Origin of the sequence: Oribacterium sp. oral taxon 078 str. F0263 (assembly GCF_000469565.1) — a bacterium.
Lineage (GTDB): Bacteria > Bacillota > Clostridia > Lachnospirales > Lachnospiraceae > Oribacterium.
Genome location: NZ_KI273084.1, coordinates 147,333 through 168,908 on the forward strand (window position 1 = coordinate 147,333; position 21,576 = coordinate 168,908).

The 21,576-nt window shown below is 50.5% G+C and carries 19 protein-coding genes and 2 pseudogenes; 5 read left to right on the top strand and 16 right to left on the bottom strand.

The genetic code is table 11. The annotated features are described in order from the left end of the window. Nucleotides 1–80: 80 nt before the first annotated feature. The 5 genes from otnK to HMPREF1986_RS01740 form a co-directional block, all read right to left on the bottom strand. Nucleotides 81–1,361, bottom strand: coding sequence for a 3-oxo-tetronate kinase (otnK, locus tag HMPREF1986_RS01720; protein WP_021773004.1), 1,281 nt, complete (start codon nucleotides 1,359–1,361; stop codon nucleotides 81–83). 231 nt (nucleotides 1,362–1,592) lie between these two features. Further along, nucleotides 1,593–2,219 (bottom strand): class II aldolase/adducin family protein, encoded by a 627-nt coding sequence (locus tag HMPREF1986_RS01725; protein ID WP_021773005.1) that lies wholly within the window; start codon nucleotides 2,217–2,219, stop codon nucleotides 1,593–1,595. 109 nt (nucleotides 2,220–2,328) lie between these two features. Further along, nucleotides 2,329–3,411: an isocitrate/isopropylmalate dehydrogenase family protein gene (locus tag HMPREF1986_RS01730; protein WP_036598760.1), complete on the bottom strand. Its 1,083-nt coding sequence runs from the start codon at nucleotides 3,409–3,411 to the stop codon at nucleotides 2,329–2,331. Between the two features lie 141 nt (nucleotides 3,412–3,552). Continuing rightward, nucleotides 3,553–4,512, bottom strand: coding sequence for a LysR family transcriptional regulator (locus tag HMPREF1986_RS01735; protein WP_021773008.1), 960 nt, complete (start codon nucleotides 4,510–4,512; stop codon nucleotides 3,553–3,555). A 246-nt stretch (nucleotides 4,513–4,758) separates the two neighbouring features. After that, nucleotides 4,759–6,210 (bottom strand): hypothetical protein, encoded by a 1,452-nt coding sequence (locus tag HMPREF1986_RS01740; protein WP_021773010.1) that lies wholly within the window; start codon nucleotides 6,208–6,210, stop codon nucleotides 4,759–4,761. A 246-nt stretch (nucleotides 6,211–6,456) separates the two neighbouring features. Here HMPREF1986_RS01740 and HMPREF1986_RS01745 point away from each other — a divergent pair, with 246 nt between their 5' ends. From HMPREF1986_RS01745 to HMPREF1986_RS01765, 5 genes are read left to right on the top strand one after another with little or no spacing between them, the layout of a single operon-like run. Then, entirely contained in the window at nucleotides 6,457–7,320 is an 864-nt protein-coding gene (locus tag HMPREF1986_RS01745; RefSeq protein WP_021773012.1) for a ComEC/Rec2 family competence protein, read from the top strand. A gap of 11 nt (nucleotides 7,321–7,331) precedes the next feature. Continuing rightward, entirely contained in the window at nucleotides 7,332–8,138 is an 807-nt protein-coding gene (locus HMPREF1986_RS01750) for a polyphosphate polymerase domain-containing protein (RefSeq protein ID WP_021773013.1), read from the top strand. Then, nucleotides 8,132–8,800, top strand: a complete 669-nt coding sequence (locus HMPREF1986_RS01755) for a DUF4956 domain-containing protein (protein ID WP_021773014.1) — start codon at nucleotides 8,132–8,134, stop codon at nucleotides 8,798–8,800. The genes HMPREF1986_RS01750 and HMPREF1986_RS01755 overlap by 7 nt, the downstream gene beginning before the upstream one ends. A 38-nt stretch (nucleotides 8,801–8,838) precedes the next feature. Next, a complete protein-coding gene (locus tag HMPREF1986_RS01760; RefSeq protein WP_036598818.1) occupies nucleotides 8,839–9,414 on the top strand; it encodes an RNA polymerase sigma factor in 576 nt (191 codons plus the stop codon). After that, nucleotides 9,411–10,625 (top strand): anti-sigma-I factor RsgI family protein, encoded by a 1,215-nt coding sequence (locus HMPREF1986_RS01765; RefSeq protein WP_021773016.1) that lies wholly within the window; start codon nucleotides 9,411–9,413, stop codon nucleotides 10,623–10,625. Before HMPREF1986_RS01760 ends, HMPREF1986_RS01765 begins: the two co-directional genes overlap by 4 nt. Before the next feature lie 27 nt (nucleotides 10,626–10,652). Here HMPREF1986_RS01765 and HMPREF1986_RS01770 read toward each other — a convergent pair whose 3' ends face one another. The 11 genes and pseudogenes from HMPREF1986_RS01770 to HMPREF1986_RS13470 form a co-directional block, all read right to left on the bottom strand. Beyond that, complete coding sequence (locus HMPREF1986_RS01770) at nucleotides 10,653–11,429, bottom strand: DUF1625 domain-containing protein (protein ID WP_021773017.1); 777 nt, start codon at nucleotides 11,427–11,429, stop codon at nucleotides 10,653–10,655. A 260-nt stretch (nucleotides 11,430–11,689) separates the two neighbouring features. Continuing rightward, nucleotides 11,690–12,916, bottom strand: coding sequence for an ATP-binding protein (locus tag HMPREF1986_RS01775; RefSeq protein WP_021773019.1), 1,227 nt, complete (start codon nucleotides 12,914–12,916; stop codon nucleotides 11,690–11,692). 159 nt (nucleotides 12,917–13,075) lie between these two features. Further along, on the bottom strand, nucleotides 13,076–13,690 hold the full coding sequence (locus HMPREF1986_RS01780; RefSeq protein WP_021773021.1) for an L-2-amino-thiazoline-4-carboxylic acid hydrolase: 615 nt from the start codon (nucleotides 13,688–13,690) through the stop codon (nucleotides 13,076–13,078). Continuing rightward, nucleotides 13,687–15,447 (bottom strand): ABC transporter ATP-binding protein, encoded by a 1,761-nt coding sequence (locus tag HMPREF1986_RS01785; protein ID WP_021773022.1) that lies wholly within the window; start codon nucleotides 15,445–15,447, stop codon nucleotides 13,687–13,689. Before HMPREF1986_RS01785 ends, HMPREF1986_RS01780 begins: the two co-directional genes overlap by 4 nt. Continuing rightward, nucleotides 15,447–15,872: pseudogene (locus HMPREF1986_RS12455) on the bottom strand (ATP-binding cassette domain-containing protein); the annotation flags it as partial. The pseudogene HMPREF1986_RS12455 and the gene HMPREF1986_RS01785, both read right to left, overlap by 1 nt. Before the next feature lie 337 nt (nucleotides 15,873–16,209). Next, a complete protein-coding gene (locus HMPREF1986_RS01795; protein ID WP_021773024.1) occupies nucleotides 16,210–17,664 on the bottom strand; it encodes an ABC transporter ATP-binding protein in 1,455 nt (484 codons plus the stop codon). Beyond that, nucleotides 17,665–18,363: an energy-coupling factor transporter transmembrane component T gene (locus tag HMPREF1986_RS01800; RefSeq protein WP_021773025.1), complete on the bottom strand. Its 699-nt coding sequence runs from the start codon at nucleotides 18,361–18,363 to the stop codon at nucleotides 17,665–17,667. Next, nucleotides 18,364–18,972, bottom strand: a complete 609-nt coding sequence (locus tag HMPREF1986_RS01805; protein ID WP_021773026.1) for an MptD family putative ECF transporter S component — start codon at nucleotides 18,970–18,972, stop codon at nucleotides 18,364–18,366. Between the two features lie 104 nt (nucleotides 18,973–19,076). Next, a complete protein-coding gene (locus tag HMPREF1986_RS01810; RefSeq protein ID WP_021773027.1) occupies nucleotides 19,077–19,691 on the bottom strand; it encodes a TetR/AcrR family transcriptional regulator in 615 nt (204 codons plus the stop codon). A 393-nt stretch (nucleotides 19,692–20,084) separates the two neighbouring features. Then, nucleotides 20,085–21,296 carry an ATP-binding protein gene (locus HMPREF1986_RS01820; RefSeq protein ID WP_036598764.1) on the bottom strand — a complete coding sequence of 404 codons (1,212 nt, stop codon included), beginning with the start codon at nucleotides 21,294–21,296 and terminating at the stop codon, nucleotides 20,085–20,087. 149 nt (nucleotides 21,297–21,445) lie between these two features. After that, nucleotides 21,446–21,576 (bottom strand): annotated as a pseudogene (locus tag HMPREF1986_RS13470) (Maff2 family mobile element protein); the annotation flags it as partial.

Genomic DNA, 21,576 nt, shown 5'->3' on the forward strand with positions numbered 1-21,576 from the left:
GCTGAATGATGAGGCAGCAATATGTCGGCTCCCATTCTGCATTTTCGAATAAAGCGAACTAGAGCGCCGCTGTTTCGGCATCAGGCCTCGCTCATCTCCACTGCCCTTTGGAAAAAATCCGTCTGCCCGAAACCGCCGGACTTTAAGATCAGTCTAAGCCTCGGATTCTCCGCCGGCGTCATGATCGGAACCCCCGGAGCCACACTCTTTCCGATGTAGAAGGCCTGATATCCCAGGGCATTCGTGACTGCGCCGCTCGTCTCGCCTCCTGCGGAAATAATCCTGCTAAAGCCAAGCTTTACTGCCTCCTTCGCGAGCTCTCCCATACTTTTCTCGATACAGTCCGCTGCCCTTTCAAGCCCAAGCGTCTCTGTCCTTTTCCTCTCCTCCACTCCCTGGGAGCTGTATACCAGAGGGTCCTTCCCCGCCGTTTTGATCCAGTCGAGGATCTCCTTTATGCCAAGCGTCCCCTGCAAAAGCCCCGCGGGGTCCATGAAGTAAGTCGGCTTTCCCTTTTCCCTGTAGTCTTCGATCTGTTTAAGGGTAATCGCGGAGCAGCTTCCCGCAAGCAATAGAGCCTTCCCCGCTGTCCCGCACTCCTCCGTCCTCACAGTCTGCATCTCTGGGTGGAGCATCCTTAAGCGCCTGCCAAGGGCGGCGCAGAGTCCCGAGCCGCCGGTCAGAAACGGAAGATCGCCAAAGCATCCTGCGATCAGATCTCCATGCTCTTCCTCATAATAGTCCGGAACCAGATAATATTTCTCTCCCTCCTGCTCTCTCTCCTTCCATGAAGAGGACGGGTGCGCTCTCCCGCTGCGCCAGTCCTTCATCTCTTCGATGCTCAGTCTGTATGCCTTATTCTTTGACTGCGTCTCGAAAAGCTTCGTCAGATCGGACTCCCTCATGGGTGTCAGCGGATGGTTCCTCATGTGGCTCTCACTGAGGGGGATGCCGTTGACAAAGAGCCTTCCTCCCCGCACCGTGCGGCCATTTACCGGAAGGGCGGGCGCCAGCACCGTATAGGGGATCTTATATTTCTCCAGAACCGCATCCGCCACCGGTCCGATATTCCCTCTTTCCGTAGAGTCAAAGGTGGCGCAATACTTAAAGTAAAGCTGCTTCGCTCCGATATATTTCAGCCAGTCAAAAGCCCTTAGCATCCGCTCTTTGGCTTCCTCCGCCGGAATCGTCCGGGTCTTTTCCGCGACGACTGCCGCCCGGATATCCTCCCGGAGCGCTGTCATGCTATCCGGCACAGAATTAAAAAGCACAGTGGGAAGCCCGGCCTCCGAGAGCATGGATGCCGCATCGCTTGCACCGGTAAAGTCATCGGCCACTACTCCCAAAAAGATCTCCGCCATACGCTCTCCTCCCTCTGTTTTGACTCGGCTTCGCCCGGGTGGCATCAGCCGACCTCCCTTCGGGAGGCACTTCTCTTTGAGAAGACTCAAGTACGCTCCGAGTCTGCCGCCCTGCCGCTTTATCTATTGGACGCCGCGGCGTTTGGCGATTTAATCTTTCAAATCGCTTATGCGCCGCTTCCCGCAGCAGCCGAAGCGAAAGCACCCTCTGCCTATCTGCTTTACAGGGACTTATCCCGTATAGTAGCCGCCCTTTAAAAACTCTCGGGCTGTCTCCTCCGGGACCTCGTTCAGGGAAAGTCCGCCGCTCTTTGCGAGGATATTCATCCGGCACAGATTTTCCGTCACCTCGAGTGCGTTTCGGCACTCCCTGAGCTCCCTCCCATAGACCAGCACGCCGTGATGCTCCATGAGGATCACACGGGTCCTATCCGCGATCTCCGAAACCGCAGCGGAAAGCTCCCGGGAGCCCGCGTGAAGGTAGGGGATTCGGAGAAGTCCCTCATCATAGCGCATGGACTCAATGAAAAGCCGGGTTTTCAGTTCCATGTCCATACATGCCGCAAAGGTCGTCCAGAACGGGCTGGCATGCAGCACCGCGTTCACCTCCGGGCAGCGCCGGTAGACCGCAAGATGCATAGGAAGCTCCTTGGATGGCCTCCGCCCCCGGAGCAGATTCCCGTCCGGGTCCACTTCACTGATGTCCTCCCCACAAAGCTCCCCTAGGACCGTCCCGCTGGCACTGATATAGACCTTATCTCCTTCCCGGGCACTGATATTTCCGCTGCTGCCCCAGCTGAGATTTTTCTCCATGATCCATTTCCCGGTCTCTGTGATCTCCCGTATCCAGTCCTTCATCCCCTTCCTCCTGCTCCCGGCTCCTGCTTTTACCGCCCGTCTTCCCAAAAAATCCCGAATGCCCGGAGAAGCGGCACATATGCCTGTGTCGATCTCAAGAAAATGCGCCTTAAGCGCCTGCGATCCTGGAAGCGATATGATCGCCGTAGGCGGAGCAGGAGGCCGTCCCCTTCATGTCCGGCGTGACAAAGCCCTCCTCCATGGACTTAAGGACATTCTCCTCGATGAGCCGGGAAACCTCTGAGAGCTTCGGATCCTTATAGCGCTCTGCCAGCCAGTCAAACATCATGGCGGAAGAGAGCATCAGGCCGGTTGGGTTTGCAATATCCTTTCCCGCGATGTCCGGTGCGGAGCCATGGGCCGCCTGAGCCATACATTGATGGTCATTGGTATTGATGCCGGGTCCCAGGCCCAGGGAACCGGTCAGCTCCCCGGCGAGATCGGAAATGATATCTCCGAACAGGTTTGTGCACACGATGACATCGAAGTCCTGCGGATGCCGCACCAGGTGCGCCGTCATAGCATCGATATGGAAGTCATCCACTCTCACCTCCGGAAACTCTCTCTCCCCCAGCTCCCGGATCGAAGACCTCCAGAGCTCTCCGGCCATCTTGATGACATTCGCCTTATGCACGATGGTGAGATGCTTTCTTCGCTTCATTGCCGTCCGGAATGCCTCGCGGGCCACCCGCTCCGCCCCCTGGCGCGTGATCACCGAGGCGGAAATCACCATGTCCTTACTGGGCATGAACTCTCCCACGCCCCTGTACATATTTCTGTCCGGGAGGAAGCCCTCGGTGTTCTCCCGATAGACGACGAGATCGACATCCTCTCCGACATGGCTCTTCGCCCTGGCCGCCCCAGGGTAGACCTTTGCCGGCCTCTTATTGGCATAGAGATCAAAATAACGCCGCATCTCACCGGACGGATTCAGCTTCTGAAACTGCTCCGGAGGATAGGCCGCGGAATCATGGGGAGCGAAAACCCAGCCGTGGCAGTCCGAAAGACCGTCCTTTGTGAGCTTCGGAACCGGATCCCCATACTTCTCGATACCCTCCCAGCCCATTGGAAATACCGGCCATTCCGCATCCACCGCGGCCCTTCGGACCGCTGCCTTCATCACCGTCTCCGTCGCCCTTGTGATCTCCGGTCCGATGGCATCGCCATAGCATAAACCGATCCTGTATCTCATACCTGCCCCTTTCTGCATTCCGCCCGGAATGCCGGTATCTGAGGAAACGCCGATTTGTTCTTCTCTTCGTTTCCTCCATGATACGATCGGAAGCGATTCTTGTGAAATGCTTTCTTTTTCATAGGTCTCATGTCATAAATGTCATCTCCCCGTCTCCGATCCTCCTCTCCTCTCTCCGAAATGCCGCTTCATCAGAGAAATCAGATATTTCTGCGGCTCTGTCAGACAATCCTCGTCGCGGAAGACCACTGCGATCTGCCAATAGAGCCCCCGCTCTGTGAGAGAATACAGGTGGGAACGACTGACCGCTTTGGACAGCAGTACCGTCGACTCCGGAACGATAGCGATACCCATCCCCGCCGTGGCCAGGCGGTATGCCGTCTCATTGCTCGTGGTCTCGAAGACAGGCCCGGGGCGAAGGTCATGCTCCATAAAAATGGCCTCCAGCGCCGTCCGTATGCCGTGCCCGGGCTTTAAAAGAGTGAAGGGCCGTCCCCGCAATGTACTAAAATCCACATACTGTCTGTTTTTCCGAAGAGGATATAAGTCGGACTCTGTCCTCTCCGCGCTCCCATTCGGAAGCTCCCTGCCGGAGACCAGCAAAAGCTCCTCCCGCATCACCGGCTCCGACTTCAGATCAAAGCTTCCGGACAGGGGGAGGGGCAGGACAGCGAGATCACAGCTCCCCCTATAGACATGCTCCTCCAGCAGGCCGGAGCTTTGCTCTATCGTCCGAAGTTCAATCCCGGGATAGCTTTTGAGAAATTCCGGGAAAAGATACGGAAGAAAATAGGCGGCTCTTGCGTGGGACATCCCGAGCGTGATCCTTCCGGCCTTGTTTTTTGCGATGTCCGACACTTCTTTTCGAAGCCTGGCATCCAGCTTTAAAATCATCCGGGCCGTCTCGCAGTACCGCTCTCCCGCCGCTGTCAGCGCGATGGGATTTTTACTCCGGTCAAAAAGGCGGACTCCGATCTCCTCCTCCAGCCGGGCAAGATAATGGCTGAGAGAGGACTGGCTGATATAAAGCTCCGAGGCGGCCTTTGTGAGATTTCCAAGCTCCGCGATTTTCAAAACGTATTTAAACTGCCTGTATTCCATAGCATAGCATTCCTCTCCTCCGGAGAAGCATCCCTGCGCGCTTTATTTCCCCGATTGAAAAAGGGGCGACAGGATATCCTTGTATTTCTCAAATACCTTGAGCAGATACGGATCCCAGTGTCTGGCATCCGCTGCCATGCTTCCGAATTCATAGTCCTCCTGACCATAGTCCATCACGTCAAAGCCGGGAATCAGAACTCATCGCCAGTGGAAGTACTGTCGTTTTTTTCATCGCGTTATGCCCTCTCAGTTCGTCCCTGTCAGCGCCGTGCCGTTGACGTACAAAGTATGGCCGTTGCTGATAACGTTGGCTGCGCTTCCGCTGAATTCCGTCACATAACTGTCTGCGCTAAGCGTCCAGCTGCTGCCGCTGTCCAATGTCACACTGACTGTTCCGACATCAGTGGAAACGCTCTCTCCCTTTTCGTTTTTAATGCTTCCGTCAATACTGCCCGTAAAGCTGGAATCATTCGTCAGTTCCAGCTTGAGGCTGGAATCGCTCCCGACCTTGACTGCGCCGCTGAGCTTTTGGGAAATTCCCTTCAATTCAGCGATATTGCCGCCGCCGCTCCAGCCGTCCGCGCAGACAGAGAGCAGGATCTTATCCGCGTCCTCATTGACGATCTCCACCCCTTCCAGCGTGATGACCGCGTCGGTGTTGGTCACATGGAAGACATGACCGCTCTTACTGTTCAGACTGCCGCCGCTCATTGTGAAGCGGCTGGTGCCGCTGGCAGCGTCACCCGACATGGACTGATAGATCATGATCGTATCCAGGAAGGTGGCGTTGCCGTTTCGTTTCGTATTATTGGCCGTCAGGCTGCAGTTATTCAAAGTGACGGAGTTCAATCCTTCAATGCACACGCCCTCGGAGAGATTCGAATTCAGCGCTGCATTAGAGACAGTGATATCTGCTGTGGAGTAAATCGCCGGAGATCCCAGTCCATTTGAGGTATAGCTGCCGCCGTCCACTGTGACCGTACCGCCTCCCCGGTCGCTCCGGATCGCCGCCGAGGACTGGCCGGAAGTCGTCACGTCCAGATTATAGGCATCGGTGATTCCGCCTCCTGTCGTCATGATGCCGCCGGAGCCGCTCCCGCTCGTGACAATCTTGGTATCTCGAATCGTCAGCTTCGTGCCGTCCCCGCTCGCCCCGTTTTGGCCGCTGTTTCCACCATAGCAGAAAGCTCCATTTGCGCCGGAGGCATCTGATGTAATCGTGCCGCCCGTGATAGTACTGCTGCCCCCGTCTTTTACAAGCACTGCCGCGTTTAATCCATAGAAGTTGCAGTTATCACCGCCGTCGGAATCTCCGGATTTCGTGACCGTCGGATTTGTGATCGAGACCGCATCCGCCGTGGAAATCAGCAGCGCACTTTCATCGGCCGCAGTGCTGGTATAGCTCCGATCGCTCTGCTCGTCTGAGGAAGTAATTTCCACTGCCCCGGAATAATTGATATCCGCACTGCTTCCGCCGGGACCTCCGTTTCCGTCAGGAGCTCCCTCAGGGGGCTTCCCCGGTAAGTCAGCGGAGCTGCTGCCCTCGTTCCCGTCTGATGCATCGGCGGAACCGCTCTCAGAGGAAGCCTCTTCCTTCGCGCTCTTTGTATCTGCGGAAGGATTCCTGTTTCCGCAGGCTGCAAGGCTGAGAGGCAGCAGTGTCATAAGGAGTGCCAATGTCTTTCTCCTGTGTTTCATATAGAAAACCTCCCTTATAAAATATTATCGACTGTTTTTTCCCTTTCCGAGCTCATTATAAAGGAAGCGAATTAAAACCGCATTAAAATTCCCCTGTTTCTTTCCTCAGAAAACGCTTCACCGGGGATTCCGGCTCCCTCCGAAAGCGAATCTTATTCTTCCCACAGTCTGAAGCCGAAAAATTTTCAAAGGACTGCGATAAAATGCCCGCCTCATGCATTATCAGGGTGAAAGGAGGAATACAGTATGAGAGAAAAACAATTTATATCAGTACTGCTCGTTTGCGCCATTCTCGGCGCTCTGTCCTTTTTCGTATTTCGGCAGCGTAACAGCGGAGTAAAGCTCACTCCTCTAATCGGTACCTTCCTGAAGGTCGGGAAGGCGGACGCTATCGTATTGGAATCCGGCGGAAGAGCGATGGTGATCGACACCGGTGAGGAGGATGACGGACAGGAGCTGGTGGATTTTTTGAAAAATCGGAATATTTCCCTGGTCGATGTCCTGATCATCACACATTATGACAAGGATCATGTGGGAGGAGCCGACACGCTGATCGCAAATATTCCGGTGGCCAGAGTCCTGATACCGGATTATCCGGGCAGCAGCACGGAATACACGGATTTTATGGCGGCGCTAAAAAGCGCGTCCATAGAGCCGGAGCCGGTGAATACTCCCCTTTCCTTCCCCTTCGGCGATGCATTGGTAAAAGTTGATCCTCCGAAATCCTATGAGATTCCGGAGGGAGCGATCGAGTATGACAACAATTTTTCTCTGCTTGCGACAGTCACTCATGGAAGCAACCGGCTTCTCTTTACCGGGGATATTGAGAAGGAGCGCATCAACGAACTGGTCTCGGAAGCTCAGCTTCCGGAATGTAACTTTATCAAGTTCCCGCACCACGGAATCTATAATACAGCGCTCGAGGATCTGCTGAAGACTGTCCGCCCGAAATATTCGGTGATCTGCTCCTCGGACAAGCACCCCGCGGAAAAGAAGACGCTGGAGCTCCTCAAAAAATACGGGGTGGATGTGCTGGAGACGAGACACGGCAAGATCACCCTGATCAGTGACGGCCTGAAGCTTGAGCTGCATCAGAAGGTCAGGCATTAGGAGGGATCTCTATGACACAGCTTGTTTTTAATCGATACGAGAAAAAATACCTGCTCCCGGAAGCGATATACCGTCTGCTTCGCGAGCGGCTGCGGGAGCGGATGTCCGTTGACCAGTACGGGCTCAGCACGATCTGCAACATTTATTACGACACGGAGGACGATCTCCTGATCCGAAGGTCCATAGAGCATCTGCGCTATAAGGAAAAGCTTCGCCTGAGAAGCTACGGCGTCCCCGGAAAAGACAGCAGGGTATTTCTGGAGATCAAGAAAAAGTACGAACACATCGTCAACAAGCGGCGAATTGAGCTCCCCTTATCTACGGCATATGATTACCTGAATCTGGGCATCCGTCCGGACGCCGAATGCCAGATCCTTCGGGAAATCGACTTCTTCCTTCGGAGATATCGACTGAGGCCCAGGCTGTTTCTCGCTTATGATCGTCTTGCTCTCTACGGGAAGGAAGATCCGGAGTTTCGGCTCACCTTTGATGCACGGATCCGTTCCAGGCGGGTAAATGTCGAGCTGGAGCACGGCGACTTCGGAACGCCCCTCCTCCCGGATAAGTGGTATCTGATGGAAAGCAAGATCCAAAATGCCGCCCCGAAATGGTTTTCGGAAATTCTGGCGGAGCTCAAAATCTATTCCTCTTCGTTTTCCAAGTACGGAAACATCTATAAGAAGGAACACGGCCAATGGGATGCGGAGGGATGGATGCTGCACCGAATCGAAGACTGGAAAAGTCTGCCCTATGAAAAGCTCCATGAAGGACAGAAGCTTCATAAGGAGCAGGAAGATAGGAGGGAAATGGTATGCTAAGCAGTATCTTTCATGCGGGAAGCTTTGAGCTACAGTCCGTCGCAATGGCTCTGACAGCGGGACTCGTTCTCGGACTTGTAATATCGCTCATCTATCATATCACAAATGATGAACCCGGGAGGTTCGCCGTGGTCATCGCGGCAATGCCGTTTTTGATGACAGCTGTCATCATGATCGTAAACGGAAACCTCGGAACCTCCGTGGCGGTTCTCGGCGCCTTCGGCCTGGTCCGATTCCGAAGCGCCGCCGGCTCGGCCTGGGAGATCGTATTTCTCTTCTTCTCCATGGCCGTCGGATTGGCCCTGGGTATGGGCTTTCTCTCACTGGCAGTGATCATTACCCTTATCGTGGGAGCAATGCTTCTGATTCTGGACCGGAGCGCCTACGGCCAGGGAATTTCCAGGCAGCGGGAGCTCAGGATCACGATCCCGGAGGACCTGAACTATCCCGGACTTTTCGATGACCTCTTCCAGCGCTACACGAGGAAAGCCTTTTTCCGGCGCGTCAGGACGACCAATATGGGAACCATGTATGAGCTTAACTACCGGGTCGAGCTCAGGAAAGCATCGGAAGAAAAGGAACTGATCGATCAGATCCGCTGTCGGAACGGAAACCTCAGCGTGATTATGGGTCTTGTGGAAAAAGAGAAGAACATCTTATAATCACAGATAGGCTGACAGACAGGAAAGAGGTGACAGACGTGCTGATATTCGAAGCAGTGGTATACGAGACACCGCCTCAGCAGGCTGAGATTTTGCTTGATGAGTCTCTGTTCCCGCGCATTGCTTCCGGAGACAAAGCGGCCTTTCTCGCTCTGTATGAAAAATGCTCCTCCCCCGTCTTTGCCTATGCTCTGAGTATTCTGCGAAGCCGCAGTGACTCGGAAGACGCCATGCAGGATACCTTTTTAAAGATCAGAAGCGCCGCGCATCTCTATCAGCCGCTGGGAAAGCCTCTGGCCTGGATCCTTACGATCACCAGAAATATCTGCCTGATGATGTACCGGCAGCATGCCCATACCGCGCAGCTTCCGGAGGAGGACAGGGTGCAGGATCCGGGCTTCGACCGGATCCAAAATGCAGAGGACAGGATGACGCTGGAGAAGGCATTTACCATTCTTCCGGAGGACAGCTGCAGGATCATCATGCTCCACGCGCTGAGCGGCATGAAGCACAGAGAGATCGCCGAATTGATGAATATGCCTTTATCAACCGTACTATCGAAGTACAAGCGCGGTATTGAAAAGCTGCGCTCAGAATTGGAGGGGATGCTATGAAGAGCCTGAGCGAACGGCAGATCAACGACCATATACGCCGGGCAGCATCCGCCATGACGCCAAAATACGCGGAAGAGCTCTGGGAACAGCCGGTGGAAAAAGCCGACGGTGACGCCTGGTTCCTGGACGGGACAAAGCAAAAGAGAAAGAGGCCGCTCCGCCGTTATATGAGGTGGACAGCTCTCGCCGCAGCTTGCTTTGCCATCGTTTTTATCAGCTGGTTTCAGCTTTTCCATATGACGGACGCAACCGTCTACCTGGATGTCAATCCCAGCGTCTCCGTCGATGTAAACCGTATGGGACGGGTCCTTGATACGGCGGCGGATAACGAAGACGGAAGAATCCTCCTGGATCAGATGAATCTGAAGAATTCGGATATCGATGCGGCAATGAATGCGCTGCTTTCTTCGATGGTCCGGCACGGATATCTGTCCCGAGCGCAGAACACGCTGCTGCTTTCTGTGAGCGGAAGGAATGAAAAGCGAACAGAGGCCTTAAGACAGAGAATCTCCGCGGATGCGGAGCAGGCGCTGAGCACGCTCCTGGGACAGGGGATCATCCTGGAACAGAATGTGGATCCGGATGACGCTGTGGAAAAGATTTCCGAGCACTACGGGATCACCCCCGGAAAGGCCTCTCTGATCCTGAAGCTTTTAAAGGACCAGCCTTCCTGGGATCTCAAGGAGCTGGCAGGCATGCCCATGACCGATCTGATCCGCTCCTGCCAGACCGCCGGCATCGATATTTCCCATTATCTGGGTGAGAGCGGAGAGGTCATCGGCGATCTGAACTCTCTTCTCGATCAGGATGAGCGAGACAGTGATGATGACAACGACGACGATCCGGACCAGGATGATGATCGGGAAGAACATAAGAAAAGTCGACCGGAAAAAGATGAGCTGGAGGATCATGAGAAAGACCAGCTGAAAAAATCAGAGCATAATTCAAAAGATGAGAGCTCAGAAAGGAAGGCAAATAATTCTGACGATTCTGACGATGACGACGATGGGAATGAGCGAAAAGCAGCCCATCCCACGGGCTCGGGGCGGAATGACGCCGATAGAAATGAGAGCAAAGCGGCTCATCCCCCGGGCTCAGAACGGAATGATGATGCTGCTGATGACAAGAAGGATAAGGAGCAGAATGATGGAAAGGAGAAAAAGAAGGATTCCGATAGGGAGCGGGACGAGGTCGAAGCGGATGATGATTGAGAGAAGATTCCACTCAGCTTATCCTTATCAGCTTGTTTTGATGCGATAGATGAAAAAGGCACTGAGCAGCAGTCCGACGAGGATCATTCCGATCCCCACCTGCTGATCTCCCTCCTCGTTTTCTCTGCTCAGCTCTTCCTTACTGATCTCCCTGTCGTAGAAATACAGAGAGCTGCCATCTCCCTCTGACAGTACCCCGTCTCTGACTGTGCCGACCACGGTATAGCTTCCGGCAAAGCCGTTGTCGTCTACCGCATACCAGCTTACCTTCAGGTCTCCTATACTCCACTCCCTGCCTCCGGGTGTAGCGTAGGTATACGGATCCAGCAGCTCCAGACCGAAGCGCTTGCTGCCGCCCTCCTCCACATTGACCGGATATATCTCCGGCTGTTCCGAGAAGTTGATATAGCTCGGATAACTGAATTTCTCCAGATATTCCCTGCCCAAAAGCACATCTTTGATCCGGACTTTTCCGAAGAACAGCTCTGATTCAAGGCCCTTTGGAAACTGCGGGTTCTTCAATATCTCATTTTTCTCTGCCCCCAGATTCTTCTCATGGCGCTCCGAAAAATCCATCGTATACCGGTCTCTTTCCACAGCGATATACTGGTACATCTCTACCTTGCGAATCAGAACGGGGCTGTCCACACTGATGTCGAAATCCGGATCCTCCGCCCCGCTCTCCACGGTCAATGGCCCCGTATACAGGCTGAGTGAATTCAGATCAGCCGGATTCCGGAGAATAAGGGCAATTCCCCCCAGGATCAGAAAAATGCCCGCAATCAATCCAAGAATTCGTTTCATATCTCTCCTCCGTTCTGCTTCGCCCGGGAACTTATTCCCCTCCCTTCTCAGGCGAAGTATTATTTGATTCTTTTATACAGAAAAATCAACAAGAATCCCATTATCCGACGGATGCCTTTTTCAGGAAAAGACCGAAAGTATTCAACGAATAAGACCGGCTTTCCACGCTCCTCGACAGGCTGATCTCGATCTTATTCGCAAAAAGATCCGCAGCTATTCCCCAGCGGATCTTTTGCATTCGTTTTAAATTTTTCTTCCTGTTACAGGAGATTTACCGGAAGCAGGAAAGTGGATGCATCGACAGGGAATGGCCTCTCTGCCATACAGATGACGGCTCCCGGCCCGATCTCCCTCCCGCTTTTTTTAAGGAGTGAAAAGGTTCTGATAATTTTTCTCTCCGGAGAAGCCGCACGCTTGATCTCAAACGCATGCAGTCTGCCATCCATCTCCAGGATCAGATCGATCTCCTTCTGATTTGTGTCCCGATAGAAGTTCAGATTGACGCTTTTCTCTCCATAAGAAGCATTTCTGAGCACCTCTGAGACGACATAGTTTTCAAGATAATGACCGGATGCCGCACCATTCATGAGGGCATCACGGCTGGTCCAGGATGAAAGGAAGGAACATAAACCGGTGTCGCAGAAATACAGCTTCGGCGTCTTGATCATTCGCTTAAGCTCGTTATTATAGAACGGTTCGAGCAAAAAGATGATCCCCATGGACTGAAGGACCTTGACCCATTCCTTCGCAGTCACGCCGGATACTCCCGCCGCGCTGCCCAGGTCGTTATAGTTCAGCAGCTCCCCTGAAAAGGCCGCGCTGGCTCTTAGGAACCTGCGAAAGCCCTCCGTATCATGAATCCCGTTATCATCTACCGCATCCCTCATCAAATAGGCATCAATATAGGAATTCCAGTAGGCACGCCGGAGTTCCGCATCCATGGAAACCATGTCCGGCATACCACCTGCCCAGATACGGTCATATACATCCAAAATATTATTCGCCGGATAGTTTTGACTTCTCTTTATAAACGACGAAAGAGAATAATCGTCCGGGATATCATCCGCTTTTCCCGCAAGCTCCTTCGCCGACAGGCTGAACATCTTAAGGATACCTATCCTCCCGGCAAGAGAGTCTCCAGCTTGCTTCATCAGCCTTTTGCTTTGAGAGCCTGTCAGCCAGAAACGACCTCTTTCGTCACTCTCGTCACACAGCAATTTGATTTGCTCCAAGAGGGCGGGAGCCTTCTGCACTTCATCTATAAGGATCGGCGGCTGATACATCTGAAAGAAGAGTTTGGGATCCCTCTGCGCCAGATCCCTGATATCCGCATCATCCATTGAGACACAGACCCGAGCGCTATCCTGTGCCAAGGCGTTAAGCATCGTAGACTTCCCGACCTGTCTCGCTCCGGTCACCATCACAGCCTTAAACGCACTGCTCATTTTCAGGAACTTTCTTTCCAGAGAACGATGAATGTAATCCATAGGCAGTACCTCAATTTAAGTTTATAATGCAATTAGACTTTATTTTAAACTTATTTTTTCTATTTGTCAAAGAGCCTGCCCGAATCCCGTCTGTGTCATATCCACTTGCTTTAGCATCCGACAGTCCAAAACCTTTTCCTAAAGAGGAAAGAGCTTTCATTACAGCACCTGCCTGATTGTCAATCGAAAATCACAGCAGTCAGCGCCAAGGCCCAATGTCTTTGTCCTTCCCCAATGCAGCCCGGCATGCATATCTCCATAACAAATATCGTCCGCCCGACAGAAGCTTCGGACAATTTCCGGGCAGCTATACCGAACGCAAATATCCTGATAGGGACAGACCAACATATCAAACCGCATTTCATTCTTATCCGCACTGAGCCATTTTGCTCGAAATCCAGCCGCCTCCCCAAAAAATTTCTTTGTCATTTGCGTGAAAAAGCGCGGGACAAGTTTATATAGATATGGAATTTTAAGAATATTACGAATCATATTCCCAAGCGGCTCGCTTTGTTTCTCGTAATATCCATAAAGAATTTCAGCTGCATCATTTCTGTTTACATCTTCTTTTAACATCGCCTGGAACGCTGCGATTGCCGGATAAATCCTCTTTCTGGTGTGCATACGCAATGCTCTTGGCTCCTGTCCATTTTCCAAACAAAGCCGCTCATATATTTTCCCGGCATTTAGCACGATATGCTCTGCTTTCTCATGATCGAACTTTTCATAAAGCACCGGTCTAAGATTTGCAAGATACTTGCTATGCTTTTTCATAAAACACCACCTTCACCCAATCTCCAGCCAAGTGCCTGCTGTCTGATATTTACAAAGTGCCTATATAACCCATCCTGCGTAAGTAATTCCGTATGCGTACCCCGCTGGACAATTTTCCCCTTATCCAAAACAAGAATCTGATCTGCCGAACGCACCGTAGACAGACGGTGCGCAATCATCAGCAGAGTTTTCCCTCGTGTCAGTTCAAAAATGGCTTTTTGTAAATCCAGTTCATTTTCAGGATCTACGCTGGCGGTAGCCTCATCCAAAATGATGATCCGGGCATCCTTTAAAATGGCTCGTGCAATAGAAATTCGCTGCTTTTCACCCCCGGAGAGACTGGCTCCTCCCTCTCCGATTTTCGTGCCATATCCATCCGGCAATGCCATAATAAAGTTGTGGCAACAGGCTTTTTTTGCCGCTTCTATGATCTCTTCCCTTGTTGCATCCGCCTTTCCGAAGCGAATATTATTTTCTATCGTATCTTCAAACAGATAAACATTCTGAAACACAATGGAGAAATTCCTCAGGAGACTGTCCGATGTATATGTACGCACATCATGGCCGCCAAGCAAGATTTGACCGCTGTTCACATCCCAAAAACGGGCAAGCAAGCTGCACAGCGTTGTTTTGCCGGAGCCGGACGGCCCGACAATGGCACAGGAGCTGCCCTCCGGTACCGTAAAGCTCACATCATGAAGCACTTCTTTTTCTCCGTACCCGAAGGAAACATGACGGACCTCTATATCATGCTGTACGGGGGATAGATTTGATCCATTTTCGTCCAGAGATGGAATTGCCATAATCTTTTCCATACGATCCAAAGAAGCATCCACAAGCCGTGCCACCGATGACATACTTCCGGCCACTTCCACGGCAGAATAAATCATAAAACTGGAAACCAGCAGAAGAAGACATTTTTCTGCTGAGATTTCTCCTGTCCAAAGAAGATAGGGCGCAAATACTAAAACAGCTGCCCGTGCCAGCTTAAATACGGTTTGATACCATCCCGTCATCGTAGAAAAGGCTTTTTCAAGTTTGATATTTGCAGAGGCACTTTCCTCAATCGACTGATTCATTGTCTGAGCAGCGTACCCATCCAGACCAAAGGCCTTTACGACACCCATGCCCTGCACATATTCCAGAACAGCCGTAACAAGGGCTGCCTGGGCTGCCTGACGACGGGGCGAGTGTTTTTTGCTTACCTTTTGAATGTCGGCATAGACCAGCAGTGCGGCAAGCAGACCTGCAAGGGATAAGAGTCCGATGCGCCGTTCGTAGAAGAAAAGCCACGATGTGATAACAATCGCATGAATGAAGCCTCCTGCGACCGACTCCATAATCGTCACAGCATTGCTTTCAATATCTCCCAGAGTTGTTGTGACTGCCGCCGTAATATCCCCCAGCCGGTTTTCGCTGAAATATCCCATGGGTGCATGCTTTAAGCGCTCTCCGATAATGAGGCGCTTTTTTGTGCATACGGAAAAACTGCCGAAAGTGCGGGCATTGGCAGAAAGATTGATAAACACAATTCGGCCTAAAATACTGACCATCATAATAGCAAAAGATTCCCTTATCGTATCAGCTGAGATAAGCTTTCCCTGCTGCTTAGCTAAAACTTCTTCTAAAACAGTCAGGATCGCCAGAATAGGAACCATCTCAAAAACGGAGCTGATTACATGAAACAGGAAGGAGCGAAGCAGCAGTCCTTTCTGATCTCCTGAAAATATCAATAAACGCTTGAATAATGCAATCATTATGCTTCCTCCTCTCCCTTGTCTTTTGTACCGATATGCGCCTGCCAAAGTGCCTGGTAAAGATGACTTTCTGCAAGCAATTCCTGATGTGTTCCCTGTGCGTCAACCGCTCCCTCGTTGAGAACAAAAATCGTATCGGCAGCGGTAATGGTCGATAGTCTGTGAGCGATCACGATCAATGTTTTTCCCGCCACAAGCTGAGAAATGGAGGACTGAATTACCGCTTCGTTTTCCGGATCTGCAAAAGCAGTTGCCTCGTCCAAAACCACCACCGGACTGTTTTTCAATATCGCTCTCGCTATCGCAATTCGCTGGCGTTCGCCGCCGGAAAGGTGGCTGCCGCCGTCACCCGCCAATGTGTCATATCCGCGAGGCAATGACAGGATAAAATCATGGCAGCTCGCTTTCTGTGCCGCCCTCTCCACTAATTGTCCCCATCGGCATACGAGCGAGCTTTGCCGTGATGGCTTTTCGGATATGGGCAAGTATGGTAAACGCCGCGCGATGGGAACGAATGGTTGAATAAGTGCTCAGCCATAAAGAGGCTAAATAGCCCAAAAGGGCAAGCGATACGAGAGGCATAATCCGGCCAGGCTGAATCTGCCCTCTCATAAGATTTGAAATGATTTGTGATACTGCAGCATAGGGTATGATGCCGCAAAAGGCAAGCTAAAGCAGCTAGTGCAACGGAGCTTGCCAAAAGTCCTTTACATGGTTTTGCAAAATCCCGCAATCTCTGAATCGTTCCTTTTTTTGATGGATTCATATCTCACCTCTTAAAATCTGCTCCACTGTTTCCCGCGCTTCCCCGGACAAATCCGCAGTGATTTTCCCCTCCGACAATACCAGAATGCGGGAACAGATGTGTTTCATAAATTCAACATCATGGGTAACAATCAATAGAATGCTTCCATGCAGTGACAGCTCTTTCGCCAGCCTTCCTACCTCCTTCATACCGGAAAGATCAAGGCCGCTGGTAGGCTCATCAAAAACCAGCAGCTTTCGTTTGCAAATCAAGCTGACCGCAACTGCCAAGCGCTGCTTTTGTCCACCGGACAGGGAAAGCGGATGTCGATCCTTGTATTGGCTAAGTCCTAATAAATTGAGTGCATACTCTATCTGCGCCGTATCCGGCTTCTGAATACCAAGCCGGCATTCTTCCCATATACTGTCGGTAAATAGCTGCTGTCCCACATCCTGCATGACCATATAGGAGCATTGCTTCCGTTTTTTTGAGGATAACCTTTCCCCGCCGAGGATGATACTGCCTGAGGATTCTTTCTGCAGGCCGCATAAAGCACGGGCAAGTGTTGTTTTTCCTGCTCCATTGGCTCCAGCAATGGCGATAATCTCGCCACCCCGTGCTGAGAAAGAAAGATCCTTCAATATGCACTCTTTTCCAAGATGCACACGGAGATTTTTTACATCCAGATAGTTCTCTGTTAAACTAACAGGACTTTCTCTTACTATGATTTCTTTCAGATCCCGACAGCGCAAGCCCATAGCTTCGATTTCATCGGAAGGAAGTGAACAAAAATCCGCTGTGGGAAAATCTTTTTCCAGCACTCCATCCCGCAAAAACACGACCCGATCAGCCAAATTCATCAGATACCATAGGCGATGCTCGGAAATGATAATCGTCTTTCCCTCACTTTTTGCTTTGGCAATCAGTTCTGCAAGTTCTTCAATCGCTGCTGTATCCAAATTAGAAGAAGGCTCGTCCAGAACAAGAATTTTCGGGTCAGAAGCACAGACAGACGAAAAAGCGATTTTCTGTTTCTCACCGCCGGACAATGCGAAAATACTTCGTCCGCGCAAATGTTCCAAGTGAAGATCCTCCGTAAGCTCACGCAGCCGTTCTTTCATCTGTTCCCGGGGAACGGAACGATTCTCTAAGCCGAAGACCAGCTCACTGTCGGTATCTGTGTTAAAAAATTGCGTGCGTGGATTTTGGAATACCGTTCCTACAATATCGGACAGTGCTGCGATCTCCGTAGTGATCGTATTTCTCCCATCAACTCTTATTTCTCCCGATAGCTTTCCGGGGAAGAAATGTGGTATCAGTCCATTGATCAGCCTTGTCAGCGTGGTTTTACCGCAGCCCGATGCACCGCACAGCAGGATACATTCGCCTTTTCTGATATGCAAAGTAATATTATGCAAAGAGCCGGTCTGACCTTCGGCATACGAATAAGATACATTTTCCAATCGAATCACTTACATCACCTTCATGAAAGGGGCAGCTGTCATCATCCCAACCATCGCCCCATATACGATAGCCGCAATAGCATCCCATACAGTGAAGCGAGTTTCCTCCAGGCAGCTGCGTCGTCCTGCATGGTCGATTCCCCGTGTAATCGCTGCCTGAGAGATTTCGTCCGATATGCGCGAAGCCGAAACCAGCATCGGGACATAAATATATTCCATGGTCTTTATCGGATGAGCAATCAAACCGGCTGCTGAGGCAGAGATGCCTCGCAGTGCCATGGCATCTCGTATCGCATTCCATTCTTCGCTCATAGTGGGAAAGTAGCGTAAGGTAATGGACAGCGCAATGGTAAACCCCTTTGGCAAATGAAATCGGCTGACGGCCGCCAAAAAGCTGCTGAGCTTTGTCGTTTTGATCAGATAAGTTCCCAACATAAAGCAAGGAATCAATTTGCGAATGTAGACAGCAAACATATAAACAATGCCGCCGATAATGAGCGGAAAATGCCGAACAAGAAACAGCTGTATAAAGAGCAGCGACAGAAACAAACCCCCGTAACGCAATGCTTTTTTTATATTCCCTGAAAGAAGCAGAAGGAACAGGGGAATGGAGACAAGCAGACACTCAATCACAATGCTCCTGTTCAAAAATACGGAAATACTTGTTATAGCAAGAATCCCCAGTTTTGTTCGTGGATCTAATCTCATTTACACACATCCCGCCTTTTCAAAATGTTTCCTTAATAGTTTTCTCCCAATGAATCCTCCAATCACGGCACACAGGATTGTGGCAAGTATCATCAGCGGAATTGCCCAGCAATTTGCAGCAATGGAGTGAATCACATCGGAAAAGGCAGCAAAATCGCCCTTATTCTTTAGAAATTCATCAAATTGAGACGGCATCACAGCCATGGGGATGTAGGCCCCCATAGGAGATAAAGCCATTACGCAATAAGCCATCAGGTTTCTGCGAAAAGACTTAAACTGCGCAGAAGCACAGATGATGTCTGCCAGAAATCCAAATACAACGAAGAACACGGACATCATCCAGAACATGCCGGTGATAAAAAGCAGAATGCCGCCGATGATACCGAGAATTGTCAATGCCCATCGTTTAGGAATTTTTGCAACATAGAGCATGAAAATTGTTCCGTTAAAGAGTGCCACAACGGGCGGCATGAGGGGGAAGGTAATAGGTGTCATCTGGACAATGCCCCCGATTACAAATGCAGACGCAGCGTAAATTAAGGAAAAAATTCCTATTGAAATGAAATCTCTTGTTTCTAATCTGCTATATACTTTTTGAGGAGTCTTCATAGTTATCCTCCTGATCTTTTTCGTTGGCAATGTCCGGGGCGCAGCTAAAAGATCACAACGATCCAAAACGAAAATCCGGGGCTTTGAATTGTCGCTTTGACAGCCTACTGCATACGCAAAAGACCGTCCCAGCCGGAATTGAAAAACACAGCAAGTTCTTCAATATATCCAACGGCTTTTTCCCTCGGCATATCATGTACCACCGTTTCAAATACGGCAGTAAAGTAGGCGCTGGTAATCATGTGATGCAATTCCGGGCTGGCATCACCTTTCAGCCTTCCCCGATTCCGCAAGGCAGTAAAATATTGCTCTGTGCGAGCCACATCCAATTCCACAAGATCGTGAATGTAATTCTCATACTTTGTTCCATCTGCGCAGCATAGAATCAATTTGAAAGCATCGAAATGTTCATAAATATAGTCCAAAAAGTGCCGCAGATATTGCGTGGAAAGTTCACGACTCTGTGCGGCTTGATTTTCCGGAATCAGATCAAAGTGTGCTTCCTGCGCAGCCTTAAATTGATTCACCAGACCTTCTGCTGCCGAAGAAACCAAATCTTCAAACAGGGCGGCTTTATCTGCGTAATATCCATAAAACGCTCCCTTTGTAAAGCCTGCTTCCGCTACGATGTGATTCAGCGAAGCCTCCTTAAAACCTTTTTTTAAAAACTCTCTTTTCCCCACCTCCCGAATCTTCTTCTTTGTTTCAGAGTTTTCCATAAAAAATCCTCCAATGTTAATATACCAGTGGTATGTACCACTGGTATATTAACATGATAAAAGATTCCCGTCAATCCTTCTTGAATCTTTCCTCATGATTTTTCCATACTCGATCATGCAGCTGAGCGGGCGCTTTGTGACGTCATGCCGGCACAGGCGCCTGGTATCGGAGCCTATGTTCCCCATGAAGAGTTCATAGTCATGCTGCCAGATCGGCTTTCCCTGCGGATCCCGCCTGATCACAACGCTCTTCATGTTATCCGTCAGGATGTGCTGCGGAACACCCATGAATAGGAATCCATGAATCATTCCGATGAACAAGTTCCCCTGCCGCGCGTTCGGGAAGAATTCGATCTCGCCATGTAAAAAAGGCGGCTCTCGCCGACCACACCGTTAATATTCTGTGCTCAATAGAAAATCTGCAATGTGCATACTCTTAATGCCTTCGTAATTACCTCCGGCAAATTCATCGCTTCTCAAAACATACTTCGGATAGTTATCCCGGATTTCCAGCAGTCGTTCATATTCTCGCTTTTCCGTCTTCTCGGATTTAATCTCCTGTGTGACCTGCACATATAAGCGCTCATTCTGCCTCTGCGCCACAAAATCGACCTCGCCATCCGGCGTTTTTCCAATCATCACGGTATATCCTCGTCTGCAAAGTTCCAGATACACCACATTTTCCAGACTGGAGGCTGCACTGTCCGGCGTATAGCCCAGCACACTGTAACGTAAAGCAGTATCGGCAAGATAAAACTTCTCCTGCGTTTTCAGAATCTCCTTTCCGCGCAGGTCGTATCGAGAACAGCGATGAAGAAGATATGCTTTCTCCAGCTTTTCCAGATAACTGTACACCGTTTCATTGTCGATAGAACGATGCTCTGATTTCAGATAATCTGAAATTGATTTTGCCGAGAATGAATTTCCAACATTCGCAAATGTGTACCGAACCACCCGTTCCAGCTGGTCAATCTTACGAATCTGGTTTCTCTTTACGATATCCGAAAAAATCGTGGAATTATAGATATCCCGGACAATCGTATAAACCTCATCCTGTGAATACTCTCGCAGGTGTGTTGCAGGGAAGCCGCCCAAACGGATATAATCTGCCAGTTCAGCATGGATATCCTTTACCTGTGTATACTGCTTTTTGAATTCCAGATATTCCTGAAACGAAAGCGTATAGATACGGAAGGAAACATATCGTCCGGTCAGGTAAGTCGCTATTTCCGAAGACATCATTCTGGAATTGGAGCCTGTCACATAAAGGTCAACATCATAATCCGTTGCCAGGGAGTTTACTACTTTCTCCCAGCCTTCAATTTCCTGAACCTCATCCAGAAAGAGATACGTTCTCCCAGTTGGATTGAGTTTTTCTTTGACAGCCTTGAACATATCCTTCGCTGTCATATCCTCATAATCCATGGAATCGAAACGCATACTGACAATTCGCTCAGACGGAATGCCATGCTCCTGTTGCAGCTTCTCCATGATCATTTTTAGAACTGTGGATTTTCCGCAGCGGCGAACACCCGTCAACACTTTTACAAAAGGTGTGTCGGTGTATGCCATAATCTTATCGACGTAGAGCGGTCTGTTTATCATAGGAACCACCTCCATGGTTCCATGATACCGCAAGCGCATTAAAAAAATCAATGGGTTTTGCGATTATAAACCGCAATTCCTATTGATTTTCATTGGCTTTTTTGGATTGTGTCGAATTCTGATTTCTTTCAGTTTCAGAATACCGTAGTTTAGCCAAAAAGTCCAGAAAGCAGCGGCACCAGAGTCGTGCCGATCCGTGCCACGCCGCCGCCAGCCATCAGCTACTTCATGCCCTGAGACTTGGCACCGGATAGCGATAGGTAAGGCTTTGATGCGGTCT